Here is a 25874-nt window from a genome sequence, read left to right on the forward strand (position 1 = left end):
CTTAGAATTTTATAGAATCCAACGGATAGGTAGTGAGAATGTATAAAGTAAGCACATAATCCATATAACGAAATTTATAATAGTCAGACACTGCTTACGGAAAGAACTAGAAGTCTTTTCTAGTTCATATATATATTTAAAATCAAAAAACAGATATACTATAATTATAATTAGATTAATTGAATAGCATATTACTTCTGTCCATTTTGTTGACTTTGATAATTTCTCAAATCGTGTTATCTTATTACCTGTTTTTTTGTATAATATACTAACGTCTTTTATATCTCTATCACTAATATTGATGATGCTATCATTCATGGAAATACATATCAGGTCAATGTATTCTTTGGGTTTCCATTGCTTGAATACTAGTCTATTTTTCTCATCTAAATCTGCAATTTTATTTGGTATGAGTTGTATGAACTTTAAATCGGTTGAATAAATGTTTGTGATAGGCAATCTGTTCAGTTCCGTTAAAATATCACTCTTATCACCAAAACCTAAAATTGTTGTATTTCCTGTGTTGGTTATTCTGTATTCTATTAAGGAATACTTGTTATCCACCTTGATAGAATCTAAGTAATATATGGAGAATTTATTTCCATATATATTATTAATAGGTACATTTCTACATTCTTCTATTGTTAGCTCCTTATGGTTAGCGTTTTTTATTTCCCATATTATTTGAAAAAAGATGGGAATTAGTATTGGTATACAATATGTTATAACTTTTCTCATATAATACGTTTTTTACCTGTGAGGAGTTGCTGCATAAGCCCGCGTTTTTGTCTTTGGATTAGCTTTAGTCTTTGCTGAGCTATTTCTATTTCGCGGTCTGAGGCAGATAATACTTCTGCAATAGCAGTTTGCTCAACGAAAGAAGGTATATTTAAAATGAGTTCAAAGAAGTCTTTGGGAGTTACATTTAACAAGCCATGTGCTCTTCCTCCTTCATTAGCTATCTTTGTTAAACCTTTATTTAATCCTCCATTTTCAAAATAATAAGAGAGGAAATCAATGTTTGTATTCGTTCTTGATTTTACATTAAAACATATATATAAAGATGTAACAACAGCTTTATCTGTTTCTGATAATCTCTTGATTGCTCCCATAGGATAACCATTAGAATAACTCTTATTGTAACAGAATTCATCCTTGAGAACCAAATAGTAGCTCTCTAGAGTTTCACTTGCAACACTTTTATTGAAGAAGTCTGTTTGAACGACAAAACCTCGTTGGGCAGATATTGTCATTACATTTTTATTATCTTCAATATTCTTTCGGACAACCTTTTCACAGATTTCTTCTAACTTTAAATTCTTCCACTTTTCACTAAATCCAGGCAAACGTTTCTTTCCAGTGAGTAATTGTTGCATCAATCCTTTTTTGCGCAATTCAAGTTTCTCAATGAGCTGCGTTTGCTTCTCAATGGCTTTGTCCCATACTTTAAGGATTTCTGCTATTTTTTTTTGCTCTGGAAGTGGAGGAATTGGAATAATATAATTATTGACAATATCTCCAGATAAGTTACCTTGTCCTCCTTGTAAATACTTAGCAACATACATATTCTTTTTCAATTCTAAAAACGAACATAAAAAAAATGTAAGCAAATTATAAGGACGAATACATAAGATAGCTTGATTGATAGCCCCATTTATTTGAGATATCGCAGAATCTCCGCTATTTGCACCATACAAGGCTATCAATAAATCGCCTTTTTCTACTATTTTAGCAGATGATTCAGCTAATCCTAACTCAGAAAGGAATAATGCAGTATTTTTTTGATGTATCTCTCCAGAGCGAATAAAAGGTATATTGCCATCATAATATTCGTTATTACCTGCTTTAGGTGTTCCGCCACTAAAACTTTCAGCCACGTCTCCTAATTTCTTTACCTCCCATTCTTGTGGAATAATCCCAAGTGGTGAATTCTTATATCCTTGTGGTATATTATTGGTTGTTTTCATGCTGTGAAACTGTATTGTCATTTTTATTAACAATGACTTTTAGTGTATTACCAACGGTGTGTGCTATATCTAATGCTTTGTCGAGATCTTTTTGGTCATTTGTATTGCTTGTCGCTTTAATAATGTTACCAATAAGGTCAACCAATTTATTGTAATTATCTAATTTGTCATTCATTTTTGTGTAATAATTAAATTAGACAGGATTGTTGTTTTCTATGAAAGCCATTAAGAAACGACCTATTACGTTTATAATGGTTGCTTCATCTTGTTCTGACAAAGATTCAAGATAAGAAAATTCCTTATTATATAGGCTATCGTAATATAAATAGCCATTTGTCAAGGAAATATCAATCTTGTAAACAAACTGTTGTACAATCAGTCTGACTACAATTATTCTTGTAGCCGTAGTAACCGCAGTAGGCTTAGTTACCGTCATTGTTGACGTGTAAGTATTGTTGCTTGTGTCAAATACAAATTCCGCAACACCTGGGTCCCATATAAAAGACGAGAATATTGAATAAAACTCTGAAAGTTCAGAGTCGATACGATTAAGTAAAGGCTGATAAACCTTGTTGAGAACATTATCTAAGAACTCATCTGTAAGTGCCGGTTTGTTCAACTTATCACGATATTTTAGTTTTAGACTCTTTCTCCAGTCGTCAGCTTCATCTATATTTTCACCATGTGCAGCTTTTATACTTATAATCAATGCACGTTCTAAACATTTTGACATATACGCAATAAACGGTTCGAGTTGCATTACCTCGGCATGGGCACCAACAGATGGAGTTGGTCCTACAACGACATCGCATCGGTTTAACACTGTAAGATAATTTGATTTGTCCTTACTCTTAACAACAAGCATGGGATAACCATGACGTGTGAGAATGTAATTTACAAGCAAACGTGAGATACGTCCATTGCCATCTTCGAAAGGATGAATACGAATATAACGGTAGTGAAAAACAGCAGCCAATTCAATGGGCGACAACTCACCTTTCTGTTCTTCGATATTGTACCATTCCACCAAGTCGGTCATCAAGGCCGGTGTCTCTTCAGGTGAAGCATATTCAAAACGTTCGCCAGTAACCGTTATCACCGAATTGGGACGGGTTTTGTACACTCCTGCATGAATGACATAGGAAGTGGTGGTTCCATCCGGTAACTGACGATACATGGTATAATCTTCACGAAGCAAGGTATGATGCAACTGACGAATAAAAGTTTCCGTTAAAGGATGACTTTTATCGTCTGCCTCTTCCTGCACCATTCTCAGACAGACATTATGGGCTTTCATCTCTTCCAGATCCTTCATGTTAGCCTCGTCTACAACCTTTCCGAAAAGTAACAACAGTTCAGTTTGCCCATAGGTCAAAGTATTTCCTTCTATATGATTGGAGTTGTAATTGAACTCCAACATGAATTTTCGGTCCAGCCTGTTCTTATCTTCCGGCTTTAATGGCTGTAAGGACAGCCATTCATTATATAGTTGATCAAAGTGAGTCATATTTTCCAAGTCTTAATATCCCAATTCCTTTAAATAATCTCTCATCTTAGCCTGTACCTCTGCTAATTCTGCCTCCAATGCATCAATTTCTTTTTGTACAGCCGGAATATCCACTTCTGCTTCTTCCTCAAAAGTGTCCACATAGCGGGGAATGTTCAGATTATAATCATTTTCCTGTATATCGGCAGGAGTGGCTACAAAAGCATATTTCTCTTCCGCTACACCTGGTTCAAGCTGTCTAGAGGTAAATTTTTGGTAGACAGAAACAATATGATTGATATCTTCCGGACGCAGTTTGTTTTGGTTCTTTCCGTTTTCATACTCTCTGCTGGCATCAACAAACAACACATTGTCTGTTTTTTTCCCTTTGTTGAAAATAGCAATGGCCGCCGGAATACCTGTTCCGAAAAACAAATTGGCAGGCAAACCGATAACAGCTTCCAGTAGATTTTCATCTATCACCTGTTTGCGGATTTTGCCTTCGCTTGCTCCACGAAACAGTACGCCGTGGGGAATTACCACACCAACTTTACCACTACCTTCCTGAGCTGCTTCTATCATGTGAGAAATAAAGGCCCAGTCTCCCTTACTCTTTGGCGGAACACCTCTCCAAAAACGGTTGTAGGAATCGTGAGCAGCCTCTTCAGCTCCCCATTTGTCTAATGAAAATGGAGGATTGGCAATCACTGTGTCGAATTTCATCAATTTGTCATCTTCCTTCAGCTTCGGATTACGCAAAGTATCTCCCCAGCGAATCACTGCATTGTCAAAACCGTGGAGGAACATGTTCATCATGGCCAGCGCCCAAGTGCTGCCATTTACTTCCTGACCGTAAAGAGAGAAGTTATTGTTGCCCACCTCCTTGCCGGCCTTAATCAGCAGAGAACCGGAGCCACAAGTCGGATCACAGATACGTGCACCAGGTTTGCTCTTTGTCAGTTTAGCCAACAAAGTTGAAACTTCTGCCGGAGTAAAGAACTCTCCCGCTTTCTTCCCTGACTCACTGGCAAATGTAGAGACCAGATACATATAAGCATCTCCAATGATATCATTATTTTCCAAATGAGATTCATCCAATTCCAATTCACTGAAATCTACCAATAGATTTTTCAAGCGGGCATTCTTTTCTTTCGGTTCACCCAAGTTAGCTGAATTGAAACTGATATTACGGAAAATACTGCTGCCGTCCTCACTGCTCATTTTCTCCCGATTGGCATCCTCAATATCAGCCAATGCCATATCAATCAACTCTCCGATATTGTCCGCCGTACGGTGTTGATATAAATAATCAAATGAACTGGTTTCTGGAATAAGGAAACGTTCATGACGCATGGAACGGGCCGCCCGTTCTTTGTCTCCTTCGTATCTGTTTAAATATTCTGAATATTTGGCTTTGTATACATCACTGACATATTTCAAGAAAAGCATAGTCAAAATATAATCTTTATATTGACTAGGATCTATCACTCCACGGAAAGTATCACAAGCTTTCCAAACTACACGATTGATTTGTAACTGATCTGTTTTTTGTTGATTTTCCATATATTGATTACTTTATTTTATTCATTAATAATTGTTGGACAATAGTCTGTTTTTTTTCAATGATTGCCTGTTGTAGCTCCATTTCTCTTTTTGACAAACGAGCTATGGTTACAATAGTTTTCTGTTCTTCTAACGAAGGGACAGGTATCTCTAAATTTTCCACAGCAGGTTTATGAATAAGTGGTGTTGCACTACCGGCCTGATTGCTTTTAAAATATGCCTTTACAGAAGATTGACACAAGAACCAACAAAGATACTCAGATGTAACTATCGGTGATTTTAATCGGATTACGAAAAAAGAAGTAGAAGCTACCGCTTTTTCTTGCTCACGAAATACCACACTTAAGTAATTTACTCCCTTAGAGGCAAAAAGAATATCACCTTCTTGCAATAAATTCTTCTGCATTTTAGCTGTCAATAATACTCGGGAAGCATATTTTATGATTACCGCATCCGTACAATCTTTAGTCTGTAAATATGCTATCTCTCCATCAGGGTCTGTTTTCTCATATACCCCAGACAGAATTTCCGCAAGGTCTTTTAGATATATTTTTTTCTTAGTAATCATTTTACTTATATTTGTCAATGCAAATATACATCTTATTTTTATTATTCCAAAGCACATAACATATTTTTCTAAGTAATCTGATTACTATTTATATTATATAGGCATAATACCATATATTATCCATACGATGATATGTAAATCTCTACCTGTAGTGAAAAACTAAACGACTCATTTCAAATACATGGAAAGTGAAAGTAAAAAGCGGAAAAACAATACCTGTTATCTATATAATAAAAAAGAACGTATGATATACGGAAGTATCAAGGGAACACCAACTTCTACATGCCTATATGCTTCATCACCATTTTGTCTATCACCTTGAACGTAACGAAGTCCACATTAAAGAAGACTTTAGAAGTTTTTTTACCTTAATGCGGAAATAAAACAAAGCATTATGGGGATATAATGCTATTTTATTGTAAATTACTATATTTGTAACATAAAACCAACAAATATTTGTTATGGATACAACAAGATTAGAAGCAAATTATGGGAACGAAAACTTATTCTTAATAGGGATAATTATTATTGTCATTTTAATCATTTTCTACTTCCTGCTTAAAATAAGCAAGAAAAATAATAAATTGACTAAGAAACTTGTAAATGCAACCTCTGAAAAAACATCTAATAAATTAGAGGAAAACATAAAACAAAAAACATCTACAAATAGATTTCAAGATGAACAGGGCATAAATCAACCCCAAAATTTCTCTTTTGAAAAACGCCCAAAAAGAATACCAAGTCCTATACTACAAGAAATAAATGAAAAAATAGAAGAGAAGCCCGAACATTCCTTACCCAAATACATCGGATATGAGCCGATAAATATATTTACTCAAACAGAACCTTTACATTATCCGTATGTAATAATGCCTACAAGGACAAAGTGTCCAATCAAATTTCCCCAAAAAGGAAGAAGCGGTAGAAAAGGATATAAAGAAGATGAATTTCTTTTATATATACAAAAATATTTTAAAGAGACATTCAGCATATATGATGATCGATATGTTTTGACGAAAACAAATAGATATGAGCCTGATTTTTCATTATTAAATGAAAAAGATGGAATTAATATCTTTCTAGATATAGAAATTGATGAACCTTATGAAGGTATTAACGATGTTAATATTAGAAAAGCAACCCATTTTCAATTTGCTGATATCAATAGAAATAATGAATTCAAAAATAGAGGTTGGATTGTTATCAGATTTGCAGAAATACAAATTCATCAGAATCCCAACGGATGCTGTAGGTTTATCGCTGATGTTATTAAAAGTATCTATCCCCAATTTACAATTCCACATGATTTGTTATCAATAAAACGTATAGAACCTGTTCAACAATGGACTAAGGACATTGCGTTGACCTGGTCAAAACAAAGATACAGAGAAAAATATTTAGGTATCAACCAATTTGGATATATACCAGAGACGGTTGGGGCAGATATTACAATCATCCAAGATGAGAAAGTAGAGGAAGAAATCGTAGATGATAAGATGGTTGTAATTCAAGAAAAGGCCATGAGTGATATGCCTGAACAAAACATTGTGATCACTGCCATTGAAACCGGCAAATACGTTTCCTTTCAATACGACCAGGAAAAAACTATCGTAAAACCTTCAAACTTTGACGGGATCATTATGACGGGGTATTGTTATGTAAGAAATGGAGTTCGCAATTTTGAAATAAGTAAAATGCAAAATTCCTGCTTAAAGGATAATTATTGCACACTAAGTTTATCCGCTGATAAACTAGGAATCAAAAATGTTGCAAACATCATGAATATTATCATCCCTAATAAGAAATATGTTAGGATGGAATATACCAGAAGAGAATGGAATTCTATTTATATAGATCCTGAAACAGGAGAGTTAGTTAATAATAAAACCGAAGCAGAAACCAGTATCCGTACAATTAGTAATATACAGCTTGATACTGAAAGATGGGGAGATAATTATATTCGTGCTTATTGCCATAAAAGAGAAGCCGAACGTACATTCTATTTTGCAAGGATTAGCCTTCTAGAAATTTTAGATATATAAAAGCAAAGAGCATTGACATTATAGCGAGTAGATTGTAGTTCAATTGAGCAATAGCACAGTCTACTTCTTCAGTATATTACTTTATTTCTAATGTTTGAAAATAAACATCAATGTTTTTTTTGATTGCTCTGTGTATCTTCCATAATAATTTGTAGCCCCAACAACATTTTAACCTATGATACGAAAATCAAGAAACTTTTTTGAATAATGAAACAAACCATTAAATATAGATATGCCTTTGACTGCAGAAAGAATACAATTGACATCACTACTATAAATAAAAACGATAGAAATAGTTCAAAATATTACTGTATTTCATGCGGAAAAGAGCTCACAGCCAAATTAGGGGATAAAAAGCAACATCATTTTTCTCATAAAATCAGTACGGACAGTACATCCTGTAGCTTTGAAACTTATTTACATAATCTAGCGAAATACAAGATTAAAGAAATATTCGACAATGATACAACTTTCAATATCAATATGACTGAAAAAGTTATATGCTCATCTATACAAAACTGTTATTTTTCATCAGATGAAAATTGTTGCAGTCACAGTAGAGAAATACTTGTGAATTTAAAAGACCGTTATGATTTGTGCACTGTAGAAAAACAAATAGAAGGTTTCAAAGCTGATATATTATTGGAAAACAGCAATAATAAGTATAAGCCATTATTAATAGAAGTTTTTGTAACCCATGAGTGTTCAGAAGATAAAATTAATTCAAAATTACCTATTATTGAAATATCCATCAAGAAAGAAGAAGATATCCAAGACATTAAAGAGATAATCAAATCAAACAAAAAAACATACAATATACCTCCTATAAAAGTATATGAACCATTAGAGATAAACTACCCTTTTCAAAAATATGCATTATATGCATCAGGTAAACATTACGCTAATTATATTAGTGAAGGGACTTGTAATGACATAGATCTAAAAAAGTATAACAAAGCATTATTAGAAATTTCAGTGTACAAGAATCAAATGAGTATCAATTCATTTCTACTCTATGCTTCTTTTTTAGGATATAATATCAGAGATTGCTCTATTTGCCAACATTACAAATACGTTGAAAGTTATTATGGAAATTATCCATTATGCTTGAGATATAAGAAAGATAACACTCCTAAAAATCCTAATTCCTTATATGCATATCAATGTGAATATTATAAAATCAATAAGATTAATTATCTGAGTTTCGTTAGTTCCATATCTGAATATGGGATTAGAATTATTCAAAACCAAGTAGAGTTGTTCAACAATATTGATCTAAAATCTTTATATATAAAAAACATCAACAATGTTTTAAAGGATTGTATATCCCAGGGCAACCGCATCAAAATTTGTAATCATCAGTGAAGTGTTTATCTGTGCCTCACCTTAGATTTGCAGCGGCAAACCGAAACAGAAATAGAAATGATAAATTTGCAGTGAAATGAATCCATCCAAGTATTTTTCAGAAGTTACCGATCCTCGTGTAACAGGTCGTTGTCTACATTTGTTGTCAGACATATTAATGATAGGTTTGTGTACTTACCTGACAGGCGGAACAGATTATGAGGATATGCGTCTGTTTACCTTGGAACGTGGAGAAAAACTTAAGGATATGCTTTCACTTCCTCACGGTGTACCTTCAAAAGATACGTTTGAGCGTGTGTTTCAACGCATAGACCCAACCGAATTAGAACATTGTCTTTGTAGTTATGGGAAGTCAATCCTGTCGGATTTATCAGAAAAACAGATTGTTATAGACGGGAAGAAGCAAAGTGGGACATCGCCGACCTCTCGCGGGAATAAAGGTCTGTACATTTTGAATGCCTGGGTAAGCGAGAACGAATTCTGTATATATCAGAAAAAAGTGGAAGACAAGTCCAATGAGATAACAGCCATTCCCGAAGTGTTGTCAGCCATAGATATTGAGGATGCAGTTATATCCATAGACGCTATGGGAACGCAACGTGAGGTTGTAGACTTGATACTTGAAAAGAAGGGGCATTATCTATTGTCGGTAAAAGGTAATCAGAAGTCTCTATATGAGGATATTGAATGTGCTTTTAAAGTACACGGCGGCCTTGATTCGGATACGACTGTGGAAAAAGACCATGGAAGGATAGAAGTCAGGAAATGCAGCATTCTTCCAGCCATGGAATATCTGCTTCCGGAAACCATTCAATCTTGGAAAGGACTAGGGACGATTGTAAAAATGGAATCAAGTAGGGAGATGAACGGGAAAACGGCTCTTGAAACCAGATATTATATCAGTGACGAGCAAGGATTAAGTGCGTCTTACTTTCAAAAAATAATAAGAGGACACTGGAGTATTGAGAACCAACTGCATTGGCATTTGGACGTTACTTTTAAAGAGGATGATTGCAGAGCGAGGAAAGGATATTCATCACAAAACCTGTCAGTGATTAGAAAAGTGGCTTTACATATCATCTCTGAACAAAAGGATAAGTTAAGCCTTAAAAAAAGACTTTACAAGGCAGCTTTGGATATTAACTATTTAAAAAAGTTATTGCAGTTCTGACCGGATGATCTGAATCATAAAAAAGAGGCCTCTTTTTATAAGAGTCCTCTCATAAGATCTTACGAATCATAGTCGAAAGACTTTGGTTGTAAAATCGACACGTAAAAAATCCAATCGCTAAGGTTGTTTTTCATAGTTAAGGTTTTGCTATCCGCAATATCCGCTTTATTTCCCAAATAACACATTTTTTTCAGAACTATTTTAACAAACCTGTTGCAAAACATATTTTGAATGGAATTTTGGTGCGGTTGCCCTGTGTATATCCCAATTAGAAGATTCGTTCAGAAAAAAGAATTTATTTATTAAAATAGCTGACAGAGATATAGATACAAGTGATTATTATAACAAGGCTGAAACTTTAAAAATAAAAGAATATGTACATTGTCTAAAACTATATCATTCAACAAAAATCAGCAGACCGCCATTGTTTATATATTGTATTGAGGCGAATTTTAATTATCCTGTTGAGAATTCTAATAAAGCAATATGTATAAAAATCAACGACAAAAACGACTTACAGGAATTCATTTATAAGAACATCGTAAAACTTTATAGGAATAGCAAGATTTGTTATCACAATATTAAAACACACAAACAAGAAAATAAGCCTGAAATGGATTTGCAAAGCACTTATAATATTGATGCTTTAAATGAAATATATCAAGTTCCGCAACTTCCGTCTGATTATAAAGAAGATGTTATTCCCTTTTTAATGAAAGAATTCAACACTAAAAACATTTTTATAGAAAGATATAATAATGAGGTAATTGCCTTAAAGCCTTTATACAATAATTGCGAGAGAAGTGATATTAAAGAAAATGTTCTATTAAAAATATTCAATAACAATAAAGCAATATGCCCTATTTATATTCAACTATGTTTTAATAATGAGTCTCCTATTAAGGATATGCCAACTATTGTATTAAGACTTGATTTATATGGTAAATGGAAAGAATCAAAACACCAGGAATGTTTGCTGATAAAAGAAGGTAAAAATGGAGAGTTTTACAAAATAGACCATCTTTACAAGAATAATAATTAGATTTGTAACACAAATTAGCAATTTTATGAAATTAGGATATATACACAGCAACAGAGAAGAGCAAACCCGAGTCATGCAAGTACTGAAAATGACTTCGGAATCTGTAGCTCTCGATGAACTCGGCATTGGCCGTATCCGTGATGCTTTTGCAGACCGTATGTTTCCCGGAATATCTACCCTGCAAAAGCACATGAAGTATTTCTCGCTCATGCCACAACTCTATCGTAAGGCTACAGAAAAACGATATAACCGTTTATCGGAGGTGAAAGCGGAAATTATCCGTCTGGAACGGATCATGACAAAAAATCTATACGATGGCAGTGCGGACAAACGAGGTATCACAGGAAGTGAGATGATTGGTAAAAGTGGAAACAATTATGTAAAATATGATCCGGCATACATCTACAATTCCGGATTACAGACTTTTGGAATCTTACGTAGTCCACAGTTATATGAACTAATCTACTCAACTTCAAAGGCATTACACAATGCTCCTAAAGTGACCAAGACGGATAATGAAGATACAAATGACGATGTGGATGAGAAGTCCGGCCTGTTCCAGTTCTGCTCTTTTCCTAATGTAGATTATGATTTTACCCAGAAATGTACATTAGATCTGACCGTAGAGGATAAAGACTTTATTGTGGATCACATTCTGAACGCAGAAGCATGTCAAGGTACCTTATTACGTTACATCGTGGATAATCCTGACTTTGCAATAGCCGATAGTTTTGAACAGATTCCCTTCCGTCATTTGCCACAGGAGATTGGAGAATTGCAAGATTTGGCCCGACGCTTCGCAGATTTCATATATATGGTGCACATCCGCTATAACTATATATATTCGCAATACCAGGATGAAGAAATGCGAATCGAATTTCAAGAAAAACTTGAAGAATACCGGAATAGTGGTACGAACATAGACAAAGTGCTGAATGCTGTAAGCATACGGGAAAACAGTGGGAAATGGTTCTGCAAAGAAGTTGCGGAACGCATTGCAGCCAATGACATTGAAGAAGATGGCGGTTTGGATCAGTTGATTATCAACCGGGAACGAAGAGTAAAAGGGAATCGAAGAAAAATTGGAAATCCAGCATATATTTATAATAAAAGGAATCGCATACACTACTATAAACTTACCTACCGGTGGGAAACGGTAAAAACCTTTACCGAGGAATTAAGAAAGGAGGCTATCAATGGCTGATGTATTATGGAATGATATTATCTATACGGATGTGTTGCAAAGCGATGGCTTTGTAATTGATTATGCGGTTTGTACTACCTATAGTCTGGACATGCCTTCCTTGTTATCAGTGCCCTTTATGTTGGGCACAATGACCGACCTGACAGAAACAGCCATGCGCTCTCCTCACCTAATATTGGAGACTATCAATAAATCAGCTGGTAAGTTTGCCGTTTTCTGCAATGCCGGATGTATGGCAGTACCGCAAGCCAACTCCAAAGTGTATTCACTATTGGAGCAGAGCGTTGTACAAGTAACACTGCAAGCAAAGGGAGGCGGTTTCGTCAATTTTCATCCCAAGATATGGATTATAAAAGAAACGAACCCGGACACCGGTGCTCAGCAAATTAAACTGATTGTCCTTTCCCGCAACCTTACCGGTTCCAACGATCTGGACGTAGTATGTGAACTTGTCGGTAAAATCAGCCCCAAACCGGCCACAAGAAAAGCGCAAGTCAAACATACACCTCTTGTGGATTTCCTCACATGGTTAATCGCAAAAGCCAATAGCAGTACTATCCGTAAAAATATGCGTTCTATCTGTAAGGACATCGACTATATTGAACGATTTGACCTTACAGATTCTCCTTTTGAAGATTACGAGTTTTTCCCTATGGGGATACCTGGATATGATGGATATACAAAGTGCTTTGGACAAAGTATGCTGAATCATGCGGCAGAAATGCTGGTCATCTCCCCCTTCGTGGACAAGAATATTTTGAATCAGATGGTCAGTTGCAATCCTAGTGCTAAAAAGACACTCATCACACGACATGCTTCAGTTACACAAGAGGTTATAAACTTGTTTAATGACGGTGTTTATGCTCCCAAGGAAGTACTGACCGATAAGGTGGAAAAAGATGTAGCTGTCGACTTGCACGAGAAAGTGTATTTCATACGCCGAAACGAGGGCAATCTCAGCTATAACCATCTGTATCTTGGTTCTACCAATGCCACCATGAATGGATTCAGACGGAATGTGGAGTTTTTACTGCACCTGAAGTTTGCTCCCTATAAATCTTCGTATGAAAAATACCGGAGTGAACTGATAAACGACAGCAAGGAATGTATGTTCGAGCAGGTTCTTTCGGTACCAGAGGAAGACTCTGAGAAAGAGGATGTCACTAACGAATTGATGCTGCGTCGTGCAATTTCGGCCATTCAGCAGGCACAAATTACATCTAATGACGGAAACTATACCATCACCATACAATGCCAGACTAACAGAATGCCTTCGGAGCCTGTTTTTCTTTATCCTTTAGGATGTGACGGCAAGGAACAAGTATTAGCTGACGGGTTGACATTTAAAGATATGGCACTGGATTCATTAACAGAATTTTACACGATACGGATTGGAGATTTGCGTCGTCTGATAAAAATACAGACGGAGGGAATGCCAACCGATGAGCGAGACAAAGCAATATTCCGTTACTTTATCAATACGAAAGGAAAGTTCATCAACTATCTGGCATTCATGCTAACTGATGAGGTGGAACAGTATATATTGGAAAGCCAACAACTGGAAAAGGAGCTGGCCAATGACAAGGCATCCTCTTTGGAACAGCAAATTAGTACCTCACTTTATGAAGACATGGTGAAAATGGCCTATAAAGACCCTGACCGCATCGCTTCTATCCGGCGAATCGTAGAGAAAGCAGACGAGACAGTCATCCCAAACCATTTCATGGAGATGTACAACACATTTGAAAACGTTATTAAACAAATAAAACGCTTATGAGTCAGGAAGTAAAGGATTTTCAGCGTACTACGGCAGATCGCATTCTGCATATCTATAAAAATTTAGGTCATCGAAGGGTATTGCTAGCCGACGAAGTGGGATTAGGCAAGACGTTCGTGGCCAAACAAGTCATCAACCTAGTTCGTGAATGGCACAAGCAGGAGAAAGATGACTTCTTTAAGGTGGTTTATATCTGTTCGAATGCCAACATAGCCGATCAAAACATAGAGAAATTAGGGGTTGAAAATCGGATGAGCATCAGCGAGAGCCGTCTGTCAATGCAGCATCTCTATATCAAATTGGCTGAGAAACGGATTGCAGAACAGCATGAGCAGGGAGAAATGCCTGAATCAATCATTCCGCTGACTCCTTCCACTTCCTTCCGTTTTTACAGTGCACAAGGAACAGCCAATGAACGTGCCTTGATGTATAATATTTTATGCGGACTGGATCAAGTCAAAGATTATAAGGAAGTTATCAGTGATTTTCTTAGCTGTAATGTTAAAAACTGGCAGGAGCTTACGAACATTTATAACGAAAAAATCAATGGATGCGGAGATGATTATCTTTGTGAGATGCATAGTAAGTTACAGACGAGATTGTCGGATACTATTACAAATCAATTGATTGAGTACGCACAAAATGGTTGCGATAATCGTCAGAGGGCAGACATGATCAATAAGCTACGTCGTATTTTCGCAGAAATCAGTATTGACATGCTCGATCCTGACCTGGTTATCATGGATGAGTTTCAACGCTTCAATTCGTTGCTTGAACAAGGTGATGACGAGCAATCCATGCTGGCCAACAAATTCTTTGACAACGAGCGTTCCAATACGAAGATTCTGTTACTTTCTGCTACGCCCTATAAACCTTATTCCACCCTTGAAGAGTTAAATACAAATGGGAATGACGAGCACTATCAGGACTTTATGAAAGTAATGGATTTTCTATATGCCACAAAAGATAAAATGGACCGGTTCAAGTTGATATGGCACACATATTCTGCTGCACTCAAACGTACAAATGTGGTTGATTTAACACCGCTTGTGGTAACCAAGAATGAAGCAGAAGAAGCACTGTATGGAGTGATGTGCCGCACGGAACGGTTTAATAGTGGCATTATAGACGATTCCTGTGTATGTGACGTACAGGTCGTGCCGGAAGATATCCTTTCGTTTGCAGAGGGGCAGTATCTGATGGATTGTCTAAATCAAGAAAATACGAAAGTGCGCTTGGGTAATCTCCCCATGGAATACGTCAAATCTTCACCTTATTTGTTGTCCTTTATGGATAAATACGAACTGAAGAAACGAATTGCTTCGGCATTACAACACTTAGACGTAAAAAGATATGGAAAAAAGGACGCATTGCTTCTATCGAAGTATGCCATCAATAATTATCGTCCCATTCCTGCTGCTAATGGAAAATTAAAGTATCTTCACGACCTAGTATTTGGTACACATCACGAGAAGAAAACACAGTTGTTGCTTTGGGTTCCTGCCTCTAATCCATACTATAAAGCCGGAGGTGTATTTGAGAGTAACGAAGCCCGCAGTTTCTCCAAGATTATCCTATTCTCTTCATGGGAAATGGTACCGAGAATGATTTCCATTATGATGTCATATTATTCGGAGTTATATACTTTGGGAGAGTTAAAGAAGGTAGAAGCAGAGATACGCTATACTTCTCAAAAGAAGAACCGTTATGGCGAGAATCGTTTAAGAGCCGACGGATTATTAGAGTATCCTTGCCAAACCCTATCCGGTCTTTTCTCTCCTACCACATTTTATGGAGAGAAACTTTCCTCAATCCGGAAAATCATAAAACAGAGAATTCAAGAAGAATTTGCACAGAATACTATCATAAGTAGTATTCCACAACAAGGGCGAAACAACGCCAAACTTATTCTTACTCTCATGAAAATACTGGATGGAAAGCCAGTAGAAGATTTGAACGACTTGTATGTGCCTTCAAATGCATTGGATGTGATGACAGATATTGCCATCGCTTCACCGGCTGTATGTGCTTATCGGCAATCCAGCAATGAAGAAGATGCCCAAATGGTGGCTAAAGCAATCGTCTCAGTATTCAACAAACCTGAAAGTGCAGCTGTGATAGACCTGATGTATAACAAAAAGAACGATGATGATTATTACGAATCTGTTCTTGATTACTGTGTGGTAGGTAACCTGCAGGCTGTACTTGATGAATATGCCCACATGACACAAACAAAGATGTTGGGACATACTGTTACGGAGGCTATTATTGGCACAAGCAATCTTAGCATAGATACAACCGATTCATTGGGAATGGAAGAAAAGAAACAACTTATGCGTTGTCATTTTGCTATTCCATTCATTGATAAAACGGTCACTGACAAATCTGTAGCTCGTACCACTAATATTCGTAAGGCTTTCAATTCTCCTTTCCGTCCGTTCCTGCTTTCAACAACATCAATAGGTCAGGAAGGCCTTGATTTTCATTGGTATGCCAGAAAGATTGTTCACTGGAATCTACCCTCAAATCCTGTAGATCTAGAGCAACGGGAAGGTCGTATCAACCGATTTAAGTGTCTGGCTATTCGCAGAAATGTGGTAAAATTGTATGGCAGTGAAACTTATCATACTTGGGATGAACTGTTTTCTCTAGCTTATTCGAATTTGAAAGGCACACATTCGGATATTGTTCCTTATTGGTGCCTTCCTGTCGCAGATCTGACGGAAGAACAACGGGCAAAATTGGAATACATTGAGCGTATTGTTCCGCTTTACCCGCTTAGCCGCGATCGATATAAGTACGAACGTCTTATCAAGGTGCTTGCCTTGTATCGCATGACACTGGGGCAACCACGTCAGGAAGAGCTGTTAAACCTTTTGAGAAATATGCATCTTTCGGATGAACAGCTCAAAGAACTGACAATTGATCTGTGTCCATATAATAAAAGGAAATGATTATAAAAACAGTTTCTCTCGAAAGACTCTATATTTAATCAGATAAAGTAGATAAAAGAACAGAAATCACCTTACTTCTCATCTATAAATTACAGTCTAAAAATCTCCAGCTTTTAGTCCTATAATTGAAGTAAACAAAGGCTAAAGCTGGAGATTTTAATCATTACAACATTCACAATTGAGGGGAATTATAAATACCTTTACCAACATAAAGTATCCATCAATAGTCAATTATAATTCTAATAGATTTATTGCTTAATAACTTAAAATATAACCAACAAATTAATAAATAAAATGCTCAACAAATTGTTATTCATTCATTGTATAGAAACACATAACAAAAAGTTTTTTATATCATTGACATCAATATGCTCGGATATACAACAAAAACATCCAACAATAAACATCTGTTCAAAAGGATAGATAAAGAACCATTTGTAATATTGCAGAAAAAATGAGCAAAACATGTTCCGTTTGCTTAAGATTATAAGAAACTATAGGGAAGAGATTAGTTATATAGAAATCAAACAATTAATCACAGATAAAATGCCAATTAATGTAGCTCTTTTACTAGATATTTTGATATACACTTTTTCCCTAAACTATCATAGAAAAACGCTTTTATAAAAGGGCTTGCCCTATTCACTTTTTTAAAAGAGGGAAGCCTAATTCCCCCTTCTTAAAAAGGGCGTTAGAAAAAGACAGTTTAAAAAGGCAGCAAGCTGGATAATTTTGTTATGCAGTTTACAGAACAGAGAATCGAATTTTTGCCATAATTTGGATCAAAACATTATCAGCTGCACAAATACTAGCAATACACAAAAACAATCGTAAGAAGGGCCTAAAACTAGCTAAATTCCAAAGTTATTCTCCAGTAGCGACAGCCGTTTTATCATATCAAGAGCAATAGAAAACCAATACAGACTTGGATCTTTTTTAATTAAGAGTCCCCAATACATCATATACGACTGAAACAATTTATATTGGAATGTCCAACATAATTATACAACAGGATAACCTTAAGAAATAGAATTTTTGTTATACACTATACCTAGCAAAAATATGATTAGAGCAAAATAACAATGTACAAGAAAATAGGGCTTAAAGTAGCAAACAAATAAACTTGATCGCTCCAAATGTAAGTATAGTATGGAAAGAATAATAGTATCTAACAAAAAACTTTTTAAGATGCATTAAAAACCATACTTTTATTCTAAATTGACATAATCAAAATCCAAACAATAACCTCATCATTTCATCAATTCATCAAAAAACAATTGTATCACATAACGTAGAATTGTATAAAAAAGCAATAAGCACTTTTATATTTAAACGTCATTTCATACTTTTGAGATACATCTTTTTTTTCACTATTAATGCCCAGCACAATAGTAATAATTTATAACAATATACGTCATGATTAAAATTTATAGTATGAATACTTGTCCGGACTGTATTTATGTTGAAGAGCAGATACAGGGAGACGACAGATATGAGATTATAGACATAGGTTCGCATGTAAAACATTTAAAGGAATTTCTAAGAATCCGTGATAATAGCCCTGTTTTTAATGAAGCGAAAAAAGTTGGAGCTGCAGGCATTCCATGCTTTGTTCTAGAGGATGGTTCTGTTACACTCATACCAGAAGAAGCCGGACTTGCTTCAAGACCAATAACAGAAGGAGTATCATGTAATATAGACGGAAGTGGTTGCTGATACAAACTATATTTTGAGACATCTAACCTATCATATAATAAAGTTTAAATATGAAATCTGCTTATTATATGATAGGTTGTACTCAAAAATGACCTCTAATCACAAATTGATCTTAGATAATAATTGGCAGTTCTATATGAATGTTTACTATCTTTCTCCTCTATGAATCGTGTATATTGGAAATATAGCTTCTGATATAATGCAATGATGATGAATATGGTATACTTACCTGCCGCTTGTTGTATGGGAAAATTTTGCCAATGAGGATTTATAAAGATGTAATCCTAGCAAAGGACTCAACTATATTGAGAAATTAATGGAATATCTTTTTAAGTCATCCGATGAACATTGAAGATATTTCCGTATTTTTGAAATCATAATTTAATCATTAACAGAATGTATTATGGGACAAGAATTTTGTCAAAGTTGCGGTATGCCTCTCACTGATACAAATAAAGGAACAAACTCTGATGGAAGTTTGAACAATGAATACTGCTCTTATTGTTATCAGAAAGGACAATTCACACAAGATTTTAACATGAGCCAGATGATAGAATTTTGTGCTCAATTTACGGATCAGATAAATAAGGAGACAGGATGGAATCTTACTCCGGAACAGGCTAAGAAAAATATGAGACAATTCTTCCCTACTCTTAAACGATGGAAAGAAAAAGATGAAAGAACATTTACAGAAAAAGCAACTGGCTTGTTAGCACAATGTAAGGACATTACGATTGCCTCAATTGATAACGAAGGATTTCCACGTCCGGTTCCAATGTCCAAAATCAGTTCAAAAGGATGTAATGAGGTATGGCTGGCAACCGCTGCCAATTCTGTGAAGGTTACAGATTTCAAACTGAACAACAAAGCCGGACTTTGTTATTCAAACTATGGTGACAGTGTCGGCTTGAGAGGAATCATTGAGATTATAACTGATGATAACATACGAAAAGATATGTGGCAAGACTGGCTTATCAATCACTTTCCGTATGGCCATACAGATCCTAATTTTGTACTTTTACATTTCATAGGAAAAGAGGCTACATTTTGGATTAATGGAGAATTTGCGCACGAAAAGTTGTAATATAAATTCATATTATTAAGAATAGACATAGCATTCTTTATGTCTTGCATTCATTATGAAAAAAGTAAGATATTTATGACAATAACCTTCTACTGAAAGGACAAAATTACAAAATGCAAATCAAAAATGGCCGACAATGGAAATTCATAATTTATTGGATGTCAAATCAAGAACCGAGCTGCGTGAATGGTTAATACAGAACCACAAAACTGAAAAAGAATGCTGGGTAGTGGTAAAACGTGGTAGACCTACGGATAACAATACTTTCTGGTATATCGACGCTGTAGAGGAAGCCCTATGCTTCGGTTGGATAGACAGTACTACTAAAAAAATAGCAGATGATGTAACAGTCCAGAAACTTTGTCCACGAAAGCCAAAAAGCAATTGGTCCGAGCTCAATAAAGAAAGATGCCGCAGAATGGAACGATTAGGACTGATGACTGATGCCGGAAGAGCTGTTCTGCCGGATATGTCTCCCAATGGTTTTACCATAGACAAGGATATATTGCAAAGGCTACAATCCGACCCGTTAGTGTGGAACAATTTCTGCCAATTCCCTGATTTATATAAACGAATCAGAATTGATACTATCCAAATTAAAAAGAATCAGCCTGAACTTTTTGAAAGTCGCCTGAACAAATTCATAGAAAATACCCGAAAAGGACTTCTTTACGGAGAATGGAATGACAATGGAAGACTTTATAATAAGATTTTGAGATAAAACAAGAAACATTATTTAATATACACATTTTATTCTCTTCGATTTTGTACCACTATGATGTTATACCTGATTTACAGAATCATCTAAATTATGTGTATTTTTGATGGTTAAAAAAAATCCTTATATTTGAAATTTTAAATATATTTGCAAATATATTATTTAAGTATAAATCCACTCTTTTACATATATTTATTGAAAATGGAAAGTTTTGCATTCGCATATAAGTTAAGAAATGTCCAGGACGATAAAGACCAGAACAATAAAGGCCAAAATGACAAAGGCCAGATCAACAAAGACCAAAATGACAAAGGCCAGAACAACAAAGACCAAAATGACAAAGAGCAGAACAACAAAGGCCTAAATGACAATTTTGCAGCAGAATGTCATATCAATGTTTGGAAAATTGACACAGGAAAATATATATTTTCAAATACGAAATTATATTTTGATTTTGGTTTAATGATTAATTCAGAAATTGAATGGATATATGTGTATATCCCCTTTGATTTTGTAGAGAATGGTCATGATTTTGATTTGATAAAGAAATTACAAAATAATAATCAATTACTTTGTACTGTTTTTAATAGTGATTACAAAACTGAGGTAGGTCAGGGTGATACCTTTGGGAAAGTCATGGATAAAGAGAATAATACAAAATTCTTTTTACATCAGTTAGGACCTACCAAATTTGATATTATCCCTTTCTATAAAACATACTCAAAAAACAATAAGAGCATTATTGCTGGGAAATTATTAAGAATTCATATTCAAAATGCTCCATTAAAAATAAATAAAATTTATATTCGCTTTAGAATAGAACCGACAAAGATTAATGATATAGTTAAATCAGAACACATTTCTAATGATTTTCTTCAAGCAGCTTTCTCACAAATTGACATGTATGATTTTCGTATAAATGAAATTAGAAATATTAGTACGGATGTTATGGATAAAATTAAAGAGGATAAATATACCCCCTTTAACTTTGATAAAGTTCATTTATTCTACATGGCTGATACAAGGGAAAATGTGGCTAATGGTAGTTCTATAAAACAAGACAGTCGACTCTTAGAAAAAGATTTATGGGAAACATATCTTCCTAAGAATTGCTATAAAAGAAACTATATTGCTCATCATTGGAAAAAAAGAGAAAAAAAGAAGAAATGAAAATAAACGAAAACTCAATAATTGAGACTAAAGAAAAATTTATTCCATTTAATGATTACCGTATATTTTTTACTACTATATACCCAAAAGTCCAATTGATTAGATTATTTGTATATTTATGTATAGTAGTACTTCTAGGTTGGTGTGGTTCTATGCTTTCATTCAAAATTTCAAATTTTTTACCATACTCAATACCTGAATATTTTAAACTGTTAATAATATCTGGTATGATTATTGTTGTTTTTATATCTATTATAGTTACTTCATATCATTTAATTATTAAATTGATTAGAAAATGAAAATACTCATAGGTACTGATATACTTCTTTGTTATTTATTAAAGGCTGACTATATTGATGGAATTCATTTGTTAATTAATTGGCTGGATAAGATCAAAGCAGAAAAGATTATTGATATTTCTTCTGTTGCTATTTTAACAAACTTTGCTCCTATATCTGAGTTTGATAAACTTTATACTTTTATCCCATTAAAAATAGTACCACCATTAACATCAAAAATTTATTCCCTAAAATCAAAAATCAAAAATTTATTGTATGTAGAACGCAAATCAGCCAATACGGCATTAGCTCATTTAAATTTGCTTGACACAAATAATGTTGATTATCTCATTACTGAGAATGAACAGACACATTTAATGTCTCAAGAAATAGGATTAGACTCACGTGTATATACCATAGAAAGTTTCATAGAAAAATGTTCAATAGAATATCGTCATTTAGATGAAACTAAAGGAGCAATTGTTCAAATATGCAAATTTGGTTCTTTATCTATTAAAGATCCTTTCTTTGGAGATTTTAAAAGAGAATATAATCCATACTTTATGGAATGGTTTAGAAAAAAAGCAGATGATGATGTATTTATCAGCACAGATAAAAAAGGACGGCTCAAAGCTTTATTAAAATTAAAAATAGAAGATGAAACAGAAGATTATTCTGATATATGCCCTGTTTTTCAACCACTAAGAAGGCTTAAAATTTCTTCATTAAAAGTTAACTATAATGGTCAAAAATTAGGTGAAAGATTTATGAGAATTATTTTTCAAACAGCTTTAATTAATCAAGTTGAAGAAATTTATATTACCATTTTTAATAATAATAAAGCACGTAAAAGATTAATAAATATGATAACAACTTGGGGATTTGAGAATTATGGAGAAAAAGAAAGTGGGAAACTATATAATGAATTAGTTTATGTAAAAAAAATGAAGTACACTTTCAAAAATGATATTATGAAAAATTTTCCTATGCATCATATACCTAATCATGCATTTATAATCCCTTTAAATAAAACATATGTTTATCAACTATTACCACAAGATACTCTTTTTGAAGATAAACTAGATATAATGCCAACAAAACGAGCAATCAAAAAGATCGTTATACTTAATAATAGTAGTAATACTGAAATATCGTCAGGAGATTGTTTGCTATTTTATCAAAATTCATTAGAGAAACAAGAACGGAAATTACTTGCTGTCGGCATAGTAGAGTATATTTATAAAAAATTTGAAACTTATCAAGAATTTTACAATAGATGCAGAAAAAGAAGTATACTTTCAAATGAAGAATTAACCAATTATTGGATAAAAGCTAATAGAGAACCTGTTGTTATTGAATTTCTTTATATATATGGAATTGAAAGTTTCAACATTGATAATAATGACTTGGAAATGAATGAAATTAATACATCACAAATAACCTCACAAACTCCAATAAAAATTAATATCAGACAGTATTTAAATTTATTAAAAAAGACATCGTATGAAATGTATCTTACTACCAATTAAGCCCAAATTCGTAGAAGAAATACGGATAGGTAATAAATTATATGAATACCGTAAAGCTATACACAAAGATAGTAACATAAAGAAAATATTAATATATAGTTCATTTCCAGTAAAAAAAATAGTTGCTATAAGTTCTATAGAAGCGATTTTATGTAATAGCCCTGAAAACATTTGGGAGTCAACATATCTACATTCAGGAATTACTAAAAATTTCTTTGATAAATATTTTAATGGTTGCCCAATTGCCTATGCAATAAAATTGAAAGATATTTCATTTTATGAGAAATCAAGGGAACTTTCTGAATTAGGTCTTAAATCAGCTCCACAATCTTTCCAATATATAGAATTACCTGAATCATTTTTATGATTATATAGGGCACAGAACGAAGCGTTAAAATGAGGTTGAGCAGAAAGTGACCGCAACAAGTTATGGATTAGCACGTTACAGGAGATTGACATCGGACGGCCTTTCAAAACGAAGTTTACTTTTGGCTTACTCCAGGTTTACACGTAGGAGGTTAAATGAGGCCGTTTTCTTTGCCTCTGTTGCCTTTTAGCTTTACTCCCGTTATCTTTATTAGAATGGCTATAGAAAGCCGTTAGAACGCGCCATAATGACGTCTGTTCTGGCGGCTCTTATTTTGAGTACAAATTTGAGGTGTGATTGAAAATAATTTGGCGTAAATTCTTCCATATAAGCGTTATTTGGTATATTTGCAGTAGAAAAAGTGCGATATGGGACAGATTAAGGTAGTACATGTTCATTTGATTTTTGAGAAGAAAGACTTCTATTTCGGTAGCCTTTCTGCCGTGTTTGATACGTTGGATGAAGACCGTATCGGGATCAAGAAAAGCACCCTTTTGCACGCCAAAATGGAGGACGGAAGCATCCGGATGACCAAGCGCGCTCGGATTGTTGTCTCTCACCTTATTCGTAGTACTATATAAATTGCTGTTATATAGCTGTTTAGCCGCTGTTTCGCTTACTTCCCGGAGCGTTTCAGCGGCTTTTTTTATACGTAATGGGTTACGAAAAGGGTTACGTATAAGGGTTACATTATAAATGTTAAAAGGGTTACAAAAGGGTTACAAAAACCATGCTTTCAGACCTCGTACAGATATACAAAATGTAAAATAAATGCCCCTTTTGGCAGAAAAAGCCGTTTAAATGGGTAGAAAAAGCCACTTGCAAACGGTATATAATTATATCTAAACATTGTATAATTACCTATTATTCAGTATATTATGTAATATGGTAACCTTTTAAGGTATAAAATGTGCGTGCGTGGGGCGTTTGAGTGCTATTCGAGTCGTATTACGCCAATGACGAGTGCGACCGCGTGGATGGCAGCGAGTGGCAATTCGAATGGGTCGTACTTCTCATTGTCTGATACTATCAATACATGTTCTTGATCGCTTCCCGGTTTGATGCGTTTGATTAGTGCTCCTTGATTGGTGTCGATTACATACACCTTGTTCCACTGGAAGAACAGGTCGCTCATCGATACACGCTGGCAGGCTACGATGTCACCGGAACTGTATTTCGGGTACATGGATGATCCTTTCACCGGAATAAGGAAGTCTGCCCCTTTGAACATAGGTACAACATAGCGTTCGCATTCGTATTCCAATACCGTTTGCTCACATGTGAGTGCACCGGCCATCGCTTCAAAAGGTATCAAGGGGATGCCCTCACCTGGTTGGGTAGCAATTCTGGCAGTTGTTTCCTCTGTTTTATCCTCAGCAGTACCATAGGAACCAGTACCAGTTGGCGCAGTGGCCCCAATATAATTCACACCTTTTGCCGGATCTGTTCGAACCAAGTCTTTCGGTATGCCGCCATCATCTTTCAACATCTGTCCTCTACCGGTTAGCAGCCAATCACTATTGATGTTTGGATAGGTGGCGATAAATTTCGCCATTACATCCTCTGTGATACCTGTACTACTCTCAAGAGTCCCTCTTGACACCCCTATTTTACTGTAAAAATCACGCTTGCTTATACCTAAAGTACCAGCAAAAGACAAAATCCTTTGCTTTATTGGCGATATTTTTTGTTCTTTTGTTTGCATATGGCGAAATGTTTTGTATATTTGCACCGTGTTCAGTGATGAACAGCGGCCAAATATACTAAAAAGGGCCGAGATTCACGAATATTAGAAGTAAAACTTAAAAAGAGCAAAGAATATGATACTGAGATTCGAGACTGGAAACGTGCCTGCAAAGGAGATGGATGGAAA

General features: G+C 34.8%; 21 protein-coding genes. 14 read left to right on the forward strand and 7 right to left on the reverse strand.

Features of this window, described 5'->3' with window-relative positions; genetic code table 11:
* Nucleotides 1–9: 9 nt before the first annotated feature.
* From ACYIAR_RS02255 to ACYIAR_RS02280, 6 genes are read right to left on the reverse strand one after another with little or no spacing between them, the layout of a single operon-like run.
* On the reverse strand, nucleotides 10–738 hold the full coding sequence (locus ACYIAR_RS02255; RefSeq protein ID WP_480331835.1) for a hypothetical protein: 729 nt from the start codon (nucleotides 736–738) through the stop codon (nucleotides 10–12).
* A complete protein-coding gene (locus ACYIAR_RS02260; RefSeq protein WP_480331837.1) occupies nucleotides 735–1967 on the reverse strand; it encodes a restriction endonuclease subunit S in 1233 nt (410 codons plus the stop codon). Before ACYIAR_RS02260 ends, ACYIAR_RS02255 begins: the two co-directional genes overlap by 4 nt.
* Nucleotides 1951–2142 (reverse strand): hypothetical protein, encoded by a 192-nt coding sequence (locus ACYIAR_RS02265; RefSeq protein WP_118212050.1) that lies wholly within the window; start codon nucleotides 2140–2142, stop codon nucleotides 1951–1953. The genes ACYIAR_RS02260 and ACYIAR_RS02265 overlap by 17 nt, the downstream gene beginning before the upstream one ends.
* Nucleotides 2143–2160: 18 nt before the next feature.
* Entirely contained in the window at nucleotides 2161–3474 is a 1314-nt protein-coding gene (locus ACYIAR_RS02270) for a Fic family protein (RefSeq protein WP_480331839.1), read from the reverse strand.
* 12 nt (nucleotides 3475–3486) lie between these two features.
* On the reverse strand, nucleotides 3487–5016 hold the full coding sequence (locus tag ACYIAR_RS02275) for a type I restriction-modification system subunit M (protein WP_480331841.1): 1530 nt from the start codon (nucleotides 5014–5016) through the stop codon (nucleotides 3487–3489).
* A 7-nt stretch (nucleotides 5017–5023) separates the two neighbouring features.
* A complete protein-coding gene (locus ACYIAR_RS02280; RefSeq protein ID WP_480331843.1) occupies nucleotides 5024–5584 on the reverse strand; it encodes a restriction endonuclease subunit S in 561 nt (186 codons plus the stop codon).
* Nucleotides 5585–6045: 461 nt separating this feature from the next.
* Here ACYIAR_RS02280 and ACYIAR_RS02285 point away from each other — a divergent pair, with 461 nt between their 5' ends.
* The 14 genes from ACYIAR_RS02285 to ACYIAR_RS02350 all read left to right on the forward strand — a co-directional run bounded on the left by ACYIAR_RS02285 (nucleotide 6046) and on the right by ACYIAR_RS02350 (nucleotide 24582).
* On the forward strand, nucleotides 6046–7626 hold the full coding sequence (locus tag ACYIAR_RS02285; RefSeq protein ID WP_480331845.1) for a hypothetical protein: 1581 nt from the start codon (nucleotides 6046–6048) through the stop codon (nucleotides 7624–7626).
* 207 nt (nucleotides 7627–7833) lie between these two features.
* On the forward strand, nucleotides 7834–8991 hold the full coding sequence (locus ACYIAR_RS02290; RefSeq protein ID WP_480331847.1) for a competence protein CoiA family protein: 1158 nt from the start codon (nucleotides 7834–7836) through the stop codon (nucleotides 8989–8991).
* Between the two features lie 76 nt (nucleotides 8992–9067).
* Nucleotides 9068–10162: an ISAs1 family transposase gene (locus ACYIAR_RS02295; protein ID WP_480329149.1), complete on the forward strand. Its 1095-nt coding sequence runs from the start codon at nucleotides 9068–9070 to the stop codon at nucleotides 10160–10162.
* A gap of 613 nt (nucleotides 10163–10775) precedes the next feature.
* Complete coding sequence (locus ACYIAR_RS02300) at nucleotides 10776–11204, forward strand: hypothetical protein (protein WP_480331849.1); 429 nt, start codon at nucleotides 10776–10778, stop codon at nucleotides 11202–11204.
* Nucleotides 11205–11229: 25 nt separating this feature from the next.
* Nucleotides 11230–12408, forward strand: coding sequence for a DUF6361 family protein (locus tag ACYIAR_RS02305; RefSeq protein WP_480331851.1), 1179 nt, complete (start codon nucleotides 11230–11232; stop codon nucleotides 12406–12408).
* Between the two features lie 130 nt (nucleotides 12409–12538).
* Entirely contained in the window at nucleotides 12539–14185 is a 1647-nt protein-coding gene (locus ACYIAR_RS02310) for a phospholipase D family protein (protein WP_480331853.1), read from the forward strand.
* Entirely contained in the window at nucleotides 14182–17139 is a 2958-nt protein-coding gene (locus ACYIAR_RS02315) for a helicase C-terminal domain-containing protein (protein WP_480331855.1), read from the forward strand. Before ACYIAR_RS02310 ends, ACYIAR_RS02315 begins: the two co-directional genes overlap by 4 nt.
* 1416 nt (nucleotides 17140–18555) lie before the next feature.
* On the forward strand, nucleotides 18556–18855 hold the full coding sequence (locus tag ACYIAR_RS02320; protein WP_117700094.1) for a glutaredoxin-related protein: 300 nt from the start codon (nucleotides 18556–18558) through the stop codon (nucleotides 18853–18855).
* Nucleotides 18856–19258: 403 nt separating this feature from the next.
* A complete protein-coding gene (locus ACYIAR_RS02325) occupies nucleotides 19259–19939 on the forward strand; it encodes a zinc ribbon domain-containing protein (protein WP_480331857.1) in 681 nt (226 codons plus the stop codon).
* A gap of 136 nt (nucleotides 19940–20075) precedes the next feature.
* Nucleotides 20076–20660, forward strand: a complete 585-nt coding sequence (locus ACYIAR_RS02330; RefSeq protein ID WP_480331859.1) for a YdeI/OmpD-associated family protein — start codon at nucleotides 20076–20078, stop codon at nucleotides 20658–20660.
* Between the two features lie 198 nt (nucleotides 20661–20858).
* Nucleotides 20859–21827: a hypothetical protein gene (locus tag ACYIAR_RS02335; RefSeq protein WP_480331861.1), complete on the forward strand. Its 969-nt coding sequence runs from the start codon at nucleotides 20859–20861 to the stop codon at nucleotides 21825–21827.
* Nucleotides 21828–22122: 295 nt separating this feature from the next.
* Nucleotides 22123–23634, forward strand: a complete 1512-nt coding sequence (locus ACYIAR_RS02340; protein WP_480331863.1) for a hypothetical protein — start codon at nucleotides 22123–22125, stop codon at nucleotides 23632–23634.
* Nucleotides 23609–24001 carry an ASCH domain-containing protein gene (locus tag ACYIAR_RS02345; protein WP_480331865.1) on the forward strand — a complete coding sequence of 131 codons (393 nt, stop codon included), beginning with the start codon at nucleotides 23609–23611 and terminating at the stop codon, nucleotides 23999–24001. Before ACYIAR_RS02340 ends, ACYIAR_RS02345 begins: the two co-directional genes overlap by 26 nt.
* Before the next feature lie 368 nt (nucleotides 24002–24369).
* Entirely contained in the window at nucleotides 24370–24582 is a 213-nt protein-coding gene (locus ACYIAR_RS02350; protein ID WP_072530159.1) for a hypothetical protein, read from the forward strand.
* Nucleotides 24583–24935: 353 nt separating this feature from the next.
* Here the strand turns inward: ACYIAR_RS02350 and ACYIAR_RS02355 are convergent, their stop codons facing one another.
* Nucleotides 24936–25706, reverse strand: coding sequence for a S24 family peptidase (locus ACYIAR_RS02355; RefSeq protein WP_230328882.1), 771 nt, complete (start codon nucleotides 25704–25706; stop codon nucleotides 24936–24938).
* Nucleotides 25707–25874 lie beyond the last annotated feature (168 nt).

The sequence above is a fragment of the Parabacteroides sp. KHUB-01 genome (assembly GCF_056640935.1).

Bases quoted from the DNA above. Each gene is read 5' to 3' on its own strand.
- ACYIAR_RS02305 (WP_480331851.1), top strand. From the start codon at position 11,230: ATGAAATTAGGATATATACACAGCAACAGAGAAGAGCAAACCCGAGTC.
- ACYIAR_RS02335 (WP_480331861.1), top strand. From the start codon at position 20,859: ATGGAAAGTTTTGCATTCGCATATAAGTTAAGAAATGTCCAGGACGAT.
- ACYIAR_RS02310 (WP_480331853.1), top strand. From the start codon at position 12,539: ATGACCGACCTGACAGAAACAGCCATGCGCTCTCCTCACCTAATATTG.
- ACYIAR_RS02285 (WP_480331845.1), top strand. From the start codon at position 6,046: ATGGATACAACAAGATTAGAAGCAAATTATGGGAACGAAAACTTATTC.
- ACYIAR_RS02265 (WP_118212050.1), bottom strand. From the start codon at position 2,142: ATGAATGACAAATTAGATAATTACAATAAATTGGTTGACCTTATTGGT.
- ACYIAR_RS02345 (WP_480331865.1), top strand. From the start codon at position 23,609: ATGAAATGTATCTTACTACCAATTAAGCCCAAATTCGTAGAAGAAATA.
- ACYIAR_RS02260 (WP_480331837.1), bottom strand. From the start codon at position 1,967: ATGAAAACAACCAATAATATACCACAAGGATATAAGAATTCACCACTT.
- ACYIAR_RS02270 (WP_480331839.1), bottom strand. From the start codon at position 3,474: ATGACTCACTTTGATCAACTATATAATGAATGGCTGTCCTTACAGCCA.
- ACYIAR_RS02340 (WP_480331863.1), top strand. From the start codon at position 22,123: ATGAAAATACTCATAGGTACTGATATACTTCTTTGTTATTTATTAAAG.
- ACYIAR_RS02295 (WP_480329149.1), top strand. From the start codon at position 9,068: ATGAATCCATCCAAGTATTTTTCAGAAGTTACCGATCCTCGTGTAACA.
- ACYIAR_RS02255 (WP_480331835.1), bottom strand. From the start codon at position 738: ATGAGAAAAGTTATAACATATTGTATACCAATACTAATTCCCATCTTT.
- ACYIAR_RS02355 (WP_230328882.1), bottom strand. From the start codon at position 25,706: ATGCAAACAAAAGAACAAAAAATATCGCCAATAAAGCAAAGGATTTTG.
- ACYIAR_RS02300 (WP_480331849.1), top strand. From the start codon at position 10,776: ATGGATTTGCAAAGCACTTATAATATTGATGCTTTAAATGAAATATAT.
- ACYIAR_RS02280 (WP_480331843.1), bottom strand. From the start codon at position 5,584: ATGATTACTAAGAAAAAAATATATCTAAAAGACCTTGCGGAAATTCTG.
- ACYIAR_RS02315 (WP_480331855.1), top strand. From the start codon at position 14,182: ATGAGTCAGGAAGTAAAGGATTTTCAGCGTACTACGGCAGATCGCATT.
- ACYIAR_RS02325 (WP_480331857.1), top strand. From the start codon at position 19,259: ATGGGACAAGAATTTTGTCAAAGTTGCGGTATGCCTCTCACTGATACA.
- ACYIAR_RS02320 (WP_117700094.1), top strand. From the start codon at position 18,556: ATGATTAAAATTTATAGTATGAATACTTGTCCGGACTGTATTTATGTT.
- ACYIAR_RS02330 (WP_480331859.1), top strand. From the start codon at position 20,076: ATGGAAATTCATAATTTATTGGATGTCAAATCAAGAACCGAGCTGCGT.
- ACYIAR_RS02290 (WP_480331847.1), top strand. From the start codon at position 7,834: ATGAAACAAACCATTAAATATAGATATGCCTTTGACTGCAGAAAGAAT.
- ACYIAR_RS02275 (WP_480331841.1), bottom strand. From the start codon at position 5,016: ATGGAAAATCAACAAAAAACAGATCAGTTACAAATCAATCGTGTAGTT.
- ACYIAR_RS02350 (WP_072530159.1), top strand. From the start codon at position 24,370: ATGGGACAGATTAAGGTAGTACATGTTCATTTGATTTTTGAGAAGAAA.